This is a genomic window from Enterobacter sp. C6, assembly GCF_008122455.1.
GTDB classification, from domain to species: domain Bacteria; phylum Pseudomonadota; class Gammaproteobacteria; order Enterobacterales; family Enterobacteriaceae; genus Enterobacter; species Enterobacter pseudoroggenkampii.
Map to the genome: position 1 here is coordinate 1 of NZ_QPFW01000197.1, position 12036 is coordinate 12036.

13 protein-coding genes are annotated in these 12036 nt (G+C 55.4%); 12 read left to right on the plus strand and 1 reads right to left on the minus strand.

All coding sequences use genetic code 11. The features are described from left to right. The 5 genes from DOU50_RS08255 to DOU50_RS08275 form a co-directional block, all read left to right on the plus strand. On the plus strand, nt 1-916 hold a 916-nt coding region (locus DOU50_RS08255; RefSeq protein ID WP_148769171.1), incomplete at its 5' end, for a GGDEF domain-containing protein. Nucleotides 917-1035: 119 nt separating this feature from the next. Continuing rightward, nucleotides 1036-2001: a sensor domain-containing diguanylate cyclase gene (locus tag DOU50_RS08260; RefSeq protein WP_061715145.1), complete on the plus strand. Its 966-nt coding sequence runs from the start codon at nt 1036-1038 to the stop codon at nt 1999-2001. Nucleotides 2002-2083: 82 nt separating this feature from the next. After that, nucleotides 2084-2611, plus strand: coding sequence for a GNAT family N-acetyltransferase (locus DOU50_RS08265; RefSeq protein WP_148769172.1), 528 nt, complete (start codon nt 2084-2086; stop codon nt 2609-2611). A 118-nt stretch (nt 2612-2729) separates the two neighbouring features. After that, nucleotides 2730-4181, plus strand: a complete 1452-nt coding sequence (locus tag DOU50_RS08270) for a tagaturonate reductase (RefSeq protein ID WP_148769173.1) — start codon at nt 2730-2732, stop codon at nt 4179-4181. A gap of 199 nt (nt 4182-4380) precedes the next feature. Continuing rightward, the gene (locus DOU50_RS08275) at nt 4381-5295 is read left to right on the plus strand and encodes a bestrophin family protein (protein WP_148769174.1); all 915 of its coding nucleotides are present in this window, start codon (nt 4381-4383) and stop codon (nt 5293-5295) included. Here DOU50_RS08275 and DOU50_RS08280 read toward each other — a convergent pair. Further along, complete coding sequence (locus DOU50_RS08280; RefSeq protein ID WP_048991639.1) at nt 5283-5831, minus strand: GNAT family N-acetyltransferase; 549 nt, start codon at nt 5829-5831, stop codon at nt 5283-5285. The genes DOU50_RS08275 and DOU50_RS08280 overlap by 13 nt on opposite strands. A gap of 134 nt (nt 5832-5965) precedes the next feature. Here DOU50_RS08280 and DOU50_RS08285 point away from each other — a divergent pair, with 134 nt between their 5' ends. The 7 genes from DOU50_RS08285 (at nt 5966) to DOU50_RS08315 (ending at nt 12035) form a co-directional block, all read left to right on the plus strand. Continuing rightward, nucleotides 5966-6553 carry a hypothetical protein gene (locus DOU50_RS08285; RefSeq protein WP_148769175.1) on the plus strand — a complete coding sequence of 196 codons (588 nt, stop codon included), beginning with the start codon at nt 5966-5968 and terminating at the stop codon, nt 6551-6553. Between the two features lie 11 nt (nt 6554-6564). Further along, on the plus strand, nt 6565-7035 hold the full coding sequence (locus DOU50_RS08290) for a GNAT family N-acetyltransferase (protein WP_148769176.1): 471 nt from the start codon (nt 6565-6567) through the stop codon (nt 7033-7035). 12 nt (nt 7036-7047) lie between these two features. After that, nucleotides 7048-7488, plus strand: coding sequence for a GNAT family N-acetyltransferase (locus tag DOU50_RS08295; protein WP_148769177.1), 441 nt, complete (start codon nt 7048-7050; stop codon nt 7486-7488). Between the two features lie 145 nt (nt 7489-7633). Continuing rightward, nucleotides 7634-8629, plus strand: coding sequence for an alpha/beta fold hydrolase (locus DOU50_RS08300; RefSeq protein ID WP_148769178.1), 996 nt, complete (start codon nt 7634-7636; stop codon nt 8627-8629). A gap of 44 nt (nt 8630-8673) precedes the next feature. Then, nucleotides 8674-9414 carry a response regulator gene (locus DOU50_RS08305; protein WP_148769187.1) on the plus strand — a complete coding sequence of 247 codons (741 nt, stop codon included), beginning with the start codon at nt 8674-8676 and terminating at the stop codon, nt 9412-9414. Further along, on the plus strand, nt 9411-10709 hold the full coding sequence (locus DOU50_RS08310; RefSeq protein ID WP_148769179.1) for an ATP-binding protein: 1299 nt from the start codon (nt 9411-9413) through the stop codon (nt 10707-10709). The genes DOU50_RS08305 and DOU50_RS08310 overlap by 4 nt, the downstream gene beginning before the upstream one ends. A gap of 135 nt (nt 10710-10844) precedes the next feature. Then, a complete protein-coding gene (locus tag DOU50_RS08315) occupies nt 10845-12035 on the plus strand; it encodes a cytochrome c biogenesis protein/redoxin (protein ID WP_148769180.1) in 1191 nt (396 codons plus the stop codon). Nucleotide 12036 lies beyond the last annotated feature (1 nt).

A 12036-nucleotide genomic window follows, 5' to 3' on the forward strand; every position in this document is an offset into this window, starting at 1 on the left:
TATGCTCACGTTACGTATGCCCGGGCGTGATCTCAGGTTACGTCTGGAGCAGCTGCTGCCGGTGATGGCGCTGATCGTCTCGGTGGTCGCGTCGGTGGTGATTGGCGGAGCGGGGAGCCTCTCGTTTCCTCTGCCAGCGCTTATCTGGTGTGCGGTTCGTTACTCATTGCCTGCGACCTGTCTGCTGACGTTTATCACGGGTGCCACTGAAATCATTTTGGTCGCCAACTCTATTATTAATATTGCCGTGGCGACGCCGTTTACGACGCCAATGATGTTTTCAGCCCGGCTGGGTATCGCCACGATGGCGATCTGCCCGGTGATGGTCTCCGTCAGCATGGCGGCGATTAATTCCCTGATCCGCCAGGTTTCACTGAGGGCGGATTATGACTTTTTAACACACGTCTACTCGCGTTCCGGGCTTTATGAGGCGTTAAAGCATGAAGAGACGTACCGGCATACCCGTTTTTTGACCGTCATGCTGCTGGATATTGATTATTTCAAAAGCATTAATGATAACTACGGCCACGAGTGCGGAGATCGCGTGCTGGCGTCGTTTGCCCGACAGGTTCAGCAGGTCGTTGGCGAAGACGGCATGGTGGCGCGCATGGGCGGGGAAGAGTTCGCTGTGGTGGTTCATTCAGGCGACGCGCAACACGGTTTTGAACTGGCTGAGCGTATCCGTTCCACCGTTGCCAGCCATCCTTTTACATGGCGTCACCAGACGCTCTTTCTGACGGTCAGTATTGGCCTCGGCAGTGGAAAGGCTGAGTCATGGCAGTTGACCGAGGTCTTCAACAAGCTCATGGCCGAAGCGGACGATCATCTCTATCGTTCAAAAAAAGCGGGTCGAAACCGTACCAGCGCCCGGGTGGCGGACGAGCAAATTGCCGCGCCCACCGGGAGTGAAACATAGCTGCGTTAATCGTCATAAGGCATTGACGTGAATAGTAAGCGACTTAACAGGCTGTCAGAACGCTGACAATGCCTCTGTTTAAGCTACGCTTTTAGTAACGCTTTACGTCAGGAGACATTATGAAAGCACCTGCAACCCCTGAAAATGAAACAGACAGACTCAACTCGCTACGAGAATCCGGTCTGCTTGAGATCGACAGTTCCCCGGCGTTTGACCGGTTAACGCGTCTGGCAAAACGCTTCTTCCAGGTGCCGCTGGCGATGGTCAATCTCATTGATGAGCATTCGCTAATCGTTAAGTCCGCTGATGGTCAGGCACCTGGCTCCGTTCCGCGTAACATCTCATTTTGTGGCCATACTATCCTCACCGAAGCGCCGCTGGTGGTAGGGGATATGCTTCAGGACGATCGTTTTGCGGATAACCCGCTGGTGGCCGGTGAACCTCGCGTGCGGTTTTACGCGGGCTTCCCGCTGCGCCTGCGTGACGGCGCAAGCGTTGGCTCGCTGTGCCTGATTGATTATGCTCCCCGGGAGTTTTCTGCCGCCGACCTCGCCGTCCTGGGAGATCTTGGCGCGCTGGCGGAAGATGAATTTGCTGCCATCAGCGCGGCGACCACGGATGAATTAACCGGGCTATTCAACCGTCGGGGCTTTAATCAACTCGTGCGCTTCACGCTTTCCGTTGCCCGGCGCCGGGCAGAGCCGCTGACGCTCGGCTGGCTGGATTTGGATCGCTTTAAGGAAATTAACGATCGCTTCGGGCATGAAGAGGGGGATAAGGCGCTGAATGCCATGGCGCAACTGATGCGTGCCTCTTTCCGCGAAGCGGATCTGCTGGTTCGTTTTGGCGGGGACGAGTTCGCCGTGCTGTTCGCGGATACGGATGAGCAGGGCGCCTGGATTGCCATGCAGTATCTCGTCGAGCAGGTAGAAAACTATAACGCCCGCAGGTTACACCCCTGGTCGCTTCACTTCTCATGGGGGCTAAGTGAATTCGATCATAACGGCAACGACCTGCAGCAGTGGTTAAAAGATGCCGATGAAAAGATGTATGCCATGAAGCAGCAGCGCCAGCGCGCCCGGTGACATAACAAAAGCCTATGTCCGATCCGTTTGCGTTAAGAAGATGTTAAATGCACAGTGATGGTATTCAACGTAAGGAAAAACAATGAATACCTCACTGCAAATCAAAAACCTCACCCGAGACGAAATTCTCACCCACCTTGATGCGCTGGCCGGGATCCTCGAAAATTGTGTGAACGGCGGGGCATCCGTCAGCTTTATGCTTCCCTTTAGCCTGGAGAAGGCCCGCTCTTTCTGGCGCGGCATTGCTGAAAGCGTAGGGCGCAATGAGCGCCTCGTGCTGGCCTGTGTCGACCCGCAGGACGGCGTCATCGGAACGGTGCAGTTAATCACAGACCAGCCGGAAAACCAGCCGCATCGCGCCGATGTGGCGAAGCTGCTGGTTCACGAGAAAGCGCGCCGGAAAGGTGCCGCGATGGCATTGATGGAAGCGCTTGAAGCTGAGGCTCGGGCCAGAGAGATTTCGGTGCTGGTGCTCGATACCTCCACCGGCAGCGGGGCCGAGACGTTCTACCAGCGCGCCGGATGGCAGAAGTTGGGGGAGATCCCGCGCTATGCCCTTATGCCGGACGGCGCCATGACGGCCACGTCTGTGTTCTATAAGTTCTTATGATTATTTTGTACAACTACGCCGTGGATTGATCAAAACAGGGTTCCTGGTCGTTAAGTTTTGATAAGTTATCGTACCAATATTATCAGGCTGTATGACTAATCATAAAAGGAACCCCCTTGTGAACACGCTCAACCGTCGTGATTTTCCCGGTGCTCAATACCCAGAACGCATCATTCAGTTTGGTGAAGGCAATTTCCTGCGTGCGTTCGTCGACTGGCAAATTGACCTGTTAAATGAACATACCGATCTTAATGCCGGTGTGGTTATCGTCCGTCCTATTCAGAGTGACTTCCCGCCGTCGCTGAGCACTCAGGATGGTTTGTATACCACTATCATTCGCGGCCTGAACGAGCAGGGTGAAGCGGTGAGTAAGAGCCGTCTTATCCGCTCGGTTAACCGTGAAATCAGCGTCTACGCCGACTATGACGCCTTTCTGAAACTGGCACACAACCCGGATATGCGCTTTGTTTTCTCGAACACCACCGAAGCGGGTATTAGCTACCACGCGGGTGACAGATTCGACGATGCCCCTGCTGCGAGCTACCCGGCAAAGCTGACGCGACTGCTGTTTGAGCGCTTTAACCATTTCAACGGTGCAACGGATAAAGGCTGGATCATCATTCCGTGCGAACTGATTGACTACAACGGTGATGCACTGCGTGAACTCGTCCTGCGCTATGCCCAGGAGTGGGCGCTGCCTGCGGCCTTTATCCGGTGGCTAAACGACGCAAACAGCTTCTGCTCGACGCTGGTTGACCGTATCGTGACCGGTTACCCGCGCGACGAAGCGGCTGTACTTGAAGCTGAGCTGGGTTATCACGATGGGTTCCTTGACACGGCTGAACATTTCTATCTGTTCGTTATCCAGGGGCCGGCATCCCTTGCTCAGGAACTCCGTCTGGATAAGTACCCGTTAAATGTACTGATTGTCGACGACATCAGGCCCTACAAAGAACGCAAGGTTGCCATTCTGAACGGGGCGCATACGGCGCTGGTGCCGGTCGCCTTCCAGGCCGGGCTGGATACGGTGGGCGAGGCGATGAATGATGCGGAGATCTGCGCGTTCGTCGAAAAAGCAATTTATCAGGAGATCATTCCGGTCCTCGATTTGCCGCGTAACGAGCTGGAATCTTTCGCCAGTGCGGTAACAGGGCGTTTTCGCAATCCCTATATCCGACACCAGCTGCTTTCCATTGCGCTCAACGGCATGACCAAATACCGCACCCGCATCCTGCCACAGCTACTGGCAGGGCAGAAGGCAACAGGGCAATTACCGGCACGTCTGACGTTTGCCTTAGCCGCGTTATTCGCGTTCTACCGCGCAGAGCGTAACGGGGAGAGCTATCCGGTGCAGGATGATGCATGCTGGCTGGAACGTTATCAGCAGCTCTGGGCGCAGCACCGCGATCGGCAGTTGAGCACCCGTGAGCTGGTGCAGTCGGTGCTCAGCGCACGCGAACACTGGGAACAGGACTTGACGCAGGTAAGCGGTCTTGTCGACCAGGTCACGCTGGACCTTGATGCCATTCTGCTGAAGGGAATGCGCGCTGCGGTTAAACCGCTTTGCTAACGTTCACCCGGCTGCGGCCGGGTTTAAACATACTTCATTTTAGTTACAACATACTATGTGCTTTGTTTTTAAAAAACACATGCGGCACTGTGCGGATTTCGCTAATCAGGGGAGAAAATGCAATGTCCAGTTAACAAACTTGCAACGGTGACGGGGATCACGTTTAATAGCCTCGCTCTTTTCTTTCCTGAAACTCACTATGATCGTTCGTCCTAAACAGCACTGGCTACAACTGATTTTTGTCTGGCACGGTTCGGTACTGCCTAAGATCTATACCCGACTGCTGCTCAACTTCCTGCTTTCTATTGCCGTTATCCTGATGCTGCCGTGGTATACCTCACTGGGCATCAAATTTACCGTGGCGCCATTCAGCATTCTCGGCGTGGCGATCGCAATCTTTCTCGGTTTCAGAAACAACGCCTGTTATTCACGCTACGTTGAGGCTCGCCTGCTCTGGGGGCAGTTGATGATAGCGGCGCGCTCGCTGTTTCGCGAGGTAAAAAACACCTTGCCTGACGATAAGCATCTGGGCGAGTTTGTCCGTCTGCAGATTGCTTTTGCTAACTGCCTGCGCATGACCCTGCGCCGGGAGCTGAACGCCGAGCAACTCTCTCGCTATCTTGCTCCGGATGATTTACGTCAGGTGATGAAAGCCAACTCACCGGCGAATCGTATTTTACTGATCATGGGGGAGTGGCTGGCCGTACGGCGGCGTAACGGGCAACTCTCAGACATTCTGTTTCACAGCCTGAACAATCGTCTGAACGATATGTCCATCGTCCTGTCCGGCTGTGAACGCATTGCGACCACGCCGGTACCGTTTGCCTATACGCTGATTTTGCACCGCACGGTGTATCTGTTCTGCATCATGCTGCCGTTCGCACTGGTCGTGGATCTGCACTACATGACGCCCTTTGTCTCAGCGCTGATCTCATACACCTTTATCTCGCTGGACACCCTGGCGGAAGAGCTGGAAGACCCGTTCGGCACTGAGAATAACGATCTGCCGCTGGACGCCATCTGCAACATGATGGAACGCGATCTGCTGCAGATGAACGATGAAGAGAAGATTCCGGAAAGGCTGATGCCGGATAAGCACTATCAGCTCACCTGACGGGCGTTCCACTCGTCGCGGGTGATCTCCCACAGCTCGGAGTCCAGCATCCCGCTAACGTAGGCTTTCTTCTCCGTCCTGATAAGCCGCATGCCGCTACTGTCCGAAATACGCCGGGAGCGGCTGTTGGCAGCGGCTTTCGGGGCGCGTAATACAGGTTTGTTTAGCGTATTGAACCAGTAATCCGTCGCGGCAATGCTGGCCTCGCGCATGTATCCCTGGCCCTGAAACTCCGGCGCGAGCCAGAACCCGCGGTTGTTATCCTCGACGTCGTACAGGCAAATAATGCCCATCAATTCATCCGGCACCTCACGTCGCCGGATGCTCCAGAACCAGGCAATCCCTTTCGCCACATCCGGCAGCGCCACGTTATTGACATAGTTTTCCGCGCCGTTATCCGGGTAGGGCCATGGCACGGAAGAGACCATATAGCGGACAATCTCCCAGCGCGGATAAAGCTTTTGTATCTGGGCCGCATCTTCGGCAACCAGCGGTTTTAGCAGTAAGCGTTCTGTCATGAGCGTCGGTATGGTCATCCGCGGATCTCCCTTTTTAGGCGTTATGCTTTTGTTTGCGTTCTGGTATTTTCATCTCTATCACATTTAGTTGAGGCGTGCTGGGTTCATTCCCTACCAGAAATGGGCATCATTTCTTTAATGGCGAAATTTTGATGAGCTTTTTGTCTCTTTTAACCGGACGGGTTTTCCAGGATCTCCTGCAGCATGGCAAAGAGATAGAGGAGGCTATTGCTCATCGTGATATCCGTCTCTTGAATCATTCCACGCCCGAGCTGGAACGGTATTTTTCGCGTCCACTCAGCGAGCTTTCGCGTCAAAATCCTTACCCAGTAGCGGTACTGTTACCTCTTTTTTTAGTGGCGTTTGCGTTAAACCTTCTGCCTTTTCTCAGCACGTTGCAGGGTTTGTCACCTTTGCATCATGCATTGAGCTTTTTCTTACCATCATTGACGATGACAGGCGCGCTCATTGTGACAAGCGTACTCCTGGCACGTGGTAAGACGTCGGGATTGTCGGGCTTTATGGCGTTGTTCATCATCCTGCTGATAACGACCCTCGTTCAGGTTTTACATTTCCTGCTTTCGCATGACGGAGGTCTTTGGCCGCTGGTCATCGCATCATTCGCGCTATTACTTTGTCGGGTGGTGATGAACAGCAGCGGCTTTGTGCTGTTTACGCTCTATTGTCGTACTCAGCGTCTTGCCAGGTCGGCACGGGAAATGCGGCTAAAAAGCCGTTAAAGGAGGAGGTTATGACATTACGAAAAGCCAGGCCGCAGGAAGCCGAAACGCTCTGGAATATTCGCAATCAGGCGATTCGTCACGGCTGTAAAACCAGTTACGACGCAGAGGTCATTGCGCGCTGGACGCCAGATCTCATGCCCGAACGCTTTCGGAAGATGATCATTGAATACCCTTTTTATGTGGTTGAAGATGAAAAGGGCGATGTTGCGGCAACCGGCTATCTCGATCTGGATACCCATTGCCTGGAGGCGATTTTCACCTTGCCTGCAGCCTCCGGAAAAGGCATGGCAACCCGGATTATTGAGGCGCTCAAACAGGAAGCCCGCAGCCGGGGGATAACCCGTCTGACGCTCGATGCGACGCCTAACGCCCAGTCGTTTTATCAGAAGCAGGGGTTTGTTACGCTGAGCGAAAGCTATCATCACTCGCGTATGGCGGGTGTCGATTTACGCTGTTTCGAAATGGCGATCAATTTGTAATGTGAGGAACACATGGCTGTCACGGTAAGACCTCTACGCGCAGACGACTATTCCCAATGGCGACCGCTGTGGGATGGTTACACCCATTTTTATGATTGCTACCTCGAGGAATCCGTCACCGCTGCGACGTGGGAAAGGGCGCTATCAGCGCATTCCCAGATGTTCTGCCGGGTGGTAGAGAAGGACCAAAAGGTCATCGGTTTCGCGATGTGCATTCTGCACGAAGGAACCTGGTCAACGGCCCCCATCTGCTACCTGGAAGATCTGTTTGTTGATGCCGACGAACGCGGAGCGGGTGCAGGTAAGGCGCTTATTGATGCTCTGATTGAGGAAGGCAAGCGCGAAGGGTGGTCGAAACTGTACTGGGTCACCCGGGAGAACAACCCGGCGCGTAAACTCTATGACAAATATGGCGAAGCTGACGATTACGTCCGCTACCGACTCTCCCTTTAAGGCGACAACGCCTGTGTTTGTATCACACTGTATCAGCGTCCCGGATACATACACAGGCTTGCAATAAACCCGCTTTCGCACATATCCGCTATACATTGCAGTGTTGTTATATCCCCGTGAATTGTACTCAACCGGAGATACCAACATGTTCAGCAAACTTGCTTACTCAACCCTCGCACTGACCGTTTCACTTGGCACCGTGATGTCCTGTCAGGCCGAAGTCACCGGCACAACCGTCGCCGCAGCCTTTGACCATCCCCAGCAAATCAATGCCGGCGATCTGAATGTCGGCTATGTCGACATTGGCCCGAAAGACGGTCAGCCGGTTATTTTACTGCACGGCTGGCCGTACGATATTCACAGCTATGCCGAGGTTGCACCCGCACTGGCGGCAAAAGGGTACCGGGTCATTGTGCCGTCTCTGCGCGGTTACGGCACCACGCGCTTCCTTTCAGCAAAAACGCCGCGCAACGGCCAGCCTTCGGCGATGGCGAAAGACATCGTCAACCTGATGGATGCCCTGAATATCCGGCAGGCGGTGTTTGCAGGATATGACTGGGGCGCCCGGACGGCGGATATCGTTGCGGCGCTGTGGCCCGAGCGCGTGAAGTCACTCGTTTCAGTGAGCGGGTATCTCATCAGCAGCCAGCAGATTGGCAAACAGCCGTTGCCGCCAAAAGCGGAGCAGCAGTGGTGGTATCAGTTCTATTTCTCTACCGCGCGTGGTGCTGAAGGCTATGCCAAAAACACGCATGACTTCGCCCGTCTAATCTGGTCTCAGGCCTCACCTGACTGGAAATTTAGCGATGCGGTCTTTAACGCCAGCGCCAAATCCCTCGATAACCCGGACCACGTCGCGGTGACGCTCAGTAATTATCGCTGGCGTTTAGGGCTGGAAAAAGGCGAGCGCAAATACGACCGCTATGAGCAAAAACTGGCCACGCTGCCGAATATCACCGTACCAACGATCACCATCGAAGGCGGCAACAACGGCGCGCCGCATCCGGCACCGCAGGCCTATGCAGCTAAATTTACCGGCAAATATGAGCACCGCACCTTCGGCTCAACCGTGGGGCACAACCCGCCTCAGGAAGATCCGCAGGATTTCGTCAAGGCGGTTATCGACGCGGATAAGCTGTGAAATGTGCTATTTTCAATACGTTACCCTTCGGTCTGGAGAGTTCGGTGGAACATATTGACCACATCCTTGTCGTCGATGACGACAGGGATATTCGTGAACTGATTGTCGATTATCTCGGTAAGTCTGGCTATCGCGCGACGGGCGCGGCCAACGGCAAAGAGATGCGCAGCGTACTGGATAAACAGCATATCGACCTGGTGGTGCTGGACGTCATGATGCCCGGCGATGACGGTCTCACGCTATGCCGGCAGCTACGCAGCGGCAAACATAAAGATCTGCCCATCCTGATGCTGACGGCGCGCAATGAGGAGACGGACAGGATCCTGGGTCTGGAGATGGGTGCGGATGACTACGTGGTGAAGCCGTTTGTCGCCCGTGAGCTTCTGGCACGCATTAAAGCGATTTTACGGCGTTTTCGCACGATGCCGCCCAATCTACAGGTGACAGAAGCAGGGCGGCTGGTGATGTTTGGTCAATGGCAGCTCGATACCGTCGCTCGCCACTTAATCGACCCGGAAGGGGTGATTGTGGCGCTCAGCGGGGCGGAGTATCGTCTGCTGCGCGTTTTCCTGGACCATCCTCAGCGGGTACTGACCCGCGATCAGCTGCTTAACCTGACGCAGGGGCGCGACGCCGAGCTGTTTGAGCGTTCTGTCGACCTGCTGGTGAGCCGGGTTCGCCAGCGTCTCAATGAAGATGCCCGCACGCCCGCCTATATCAAAACCGTGCGCAGCGAAGGCTACGTCTTTACGATGCCGGTGACCATCAAAGAGGTTAACGAATGACGCTCTGGCCACGCTCGCTGCTGGCTCGTTTGCTGATCGTCGTGCTGCCCGGTTTGCTGCTGGCTAACGCCCTGAGCCTGACGCTGGTCATGATTGAACGCATGCACAGCGCCCGCACGGTGATGCTCGGTAATCTTGAAAACGACGTCGCAACCAGCGTCGCCATTTTAGACCGCTTACCGGCCAGCGAACGCGCCGCCTGGCTGCCGCGGCTTGAACGGGGTAACTATCGCTATATTCTGGGCACAGGGGAACCCGGCGCAGCGCCGACGGATAAGCGTTCGCAGGATGCTATCCGAACCTTAAAAGCGACGCTCGCGGCACAATATCCTCTCAGCTTCACCGCCGTTCCCGGCGCCATTTCACATATCCAGGCGCATCTCACGTTACGCGATGGCTCGCCGCTGACCATTGACCTCATCCCGCGCATGCCACCCGTCGCCAGCTGGTTACCCGTTGTGCTCATCCTTCAGCTGCTGCTCCTGGCGGCCTGCTCCTGGATCGCCGTGCGGCAGGTGGTTCGGCCTTTTTCACAATTTACCCGCGCGGTGGATTCACTTGATCCGGCGACCAGCACGCCAATGACGGAGAAAGGGCCGCTGGAGCTGCAGCGCGCAGCCCATGCCTTCAACGCCATGCAGGCGCGCATTCAGTCTTATCTCAGGGAACGCGCACAGATCCTGGCCTCTATTTCTCACGATCTCCAGACGCCTATTACCCGCATGAAGCTTCGTGTAGAAATGACGGAGCAGCCTGAACTGCGGGACAAGCTCTTAAACGACCTTGATAACATGTCGCGTCTGGTGCGGGAGGGCATTGCGTATGCCCGGTCATCAGAATCACTGGAAGAGACGTCGCTGAAGCTAGAATTGAACGCCTGGGTCAACAGCATCGCCAGCGATTATCAGGACATTGGTAAAAACGTGCAGTTTCAGGCAAACGAAGTCCGCTTGCCCATCGTCACGCGTCCACAGGCGCTTCGTAGAGTGATGACTAACCTGCTGGATAATGCGCTGAAGTTCGGCGGCGGTGCCGTCATAGCCATTGATATTTCGTCTGCCGAAGAGGTGGTGATTCACATTGTGGACGACGGGCCGGGAATACCCGAAGCCGAACTGGAGGCGGTTCTGCAGCCGTTTTATCGGGTTGAAACCTCGCGTAATCGCGATACCGGCGGGACAGGACTCGGCCTGGCGATTGCCGCGCAGCTAACCGCACAGCTGGAAGGAAAACTCAAACTGGCGAACCGAACCGGAGGCGGACTGGACGTCTCCATTACGCTACCGCGCCGTTAATTGTACGGCTTTGTATCTCCTGGCCCGGATGATACAGAGCCAGACAAAAACCGCGCGTTTACACATATCCTGAACACATCAGGACGATGAAATAGCCTCACTGCAGTGTCGCAGGACGTGTAATGTGAGGTCATTATGTTTCTGGTAATCGCTTTTCTGGGCGGGATGATAAGCCTGCTCAGCCCATGTACGCTCCCGGTTATTCCACTCCTGTTCGCCGGTTTCCAGGGGCAACGACGACATATTCTGGCCCTGCTCGCCGGGATGGTCGTGATGTTCACCCTGGTGGCGATGGTCATCACCGTCGCCAGCGAGTGGATAACAGCGGCAACCATTGTTGGGCGCTGGATCGCGCTCGTCATTCTGGCCATAGCCGCGCTGGCCTTAATTTTTCCGTCTTTCGTCCAGCGTATCGCGGGACCGGCCGTCAGCGCAGGAAATGTTCTCAACACCCGAAGCGGGCAAACGCGCGGAATGGCATCGGCTTTTCTGGCCGGGCTTGCGGTCGGGCTACTCTGGTCTCCCTGCGCGGGCCCCATCCTGGGCGCTATTTTCAGCATTAATATCGCGGGCCACTCGGCCATCGCCACGGGCGCACTGCTCGCTGCCTATGGCAGCGGATGCGCGCTGATGCTGGGCCTGCTCGTTATCGGCAGCCGCTCGCTGATGACACCGTTAAGGGCAAAGTCTGCGCTGATGGCGAAGCTCCGTCAGGGGGCAGGAGTTGCAATGTTAGCGGCAGTCGTCCTGAACGCGACGGGGATGACCTCGCTGCTGAAAGGGGCTAACGGCGTCGCAGACCGTCTTGAGACCGCGCTCTTAAATCTGGCAAAACCCCCAACCGCGCCGGTGAAGCTCCAACCGGTGGCGATCGCTGAGCCCAGCAGCCAGCTGCCTTCGTTAAGCGGTGGAACAGGGTGGATTAACGGTGACCCTGTCACGTCTGAAGCATTACGAGGGAAGGTTGTTCTGATTGATTTCTGGACGTGGGATTGCATTAACTGCCAGCACACGCTCCCGCATGTGCGAGACTGGGCCACGAAGTATCAGTCGCAGGGCCTGGTCGTGATTGGGGTTCACACGCCGGAATATCCCTGGGAAAAACCGCTTTCGTCGGTACAAAAGGCGGTAACGAAATGGCAGTTGCCGTATCGGGTTGTGACGGATAACAACTATCAAATCTGGAATGCGTTCGGCAACCAGTACTGGCCAGCGCATTATTACTTTGATGCCAAAGGGCAGCTGCGCTATACCGTCTTTGGCGAGGGTGATTATGCGCAGCAGGAAAAGGTTATCCAGCAGTTGCTCAAAGAAGCCCGCCTATAAT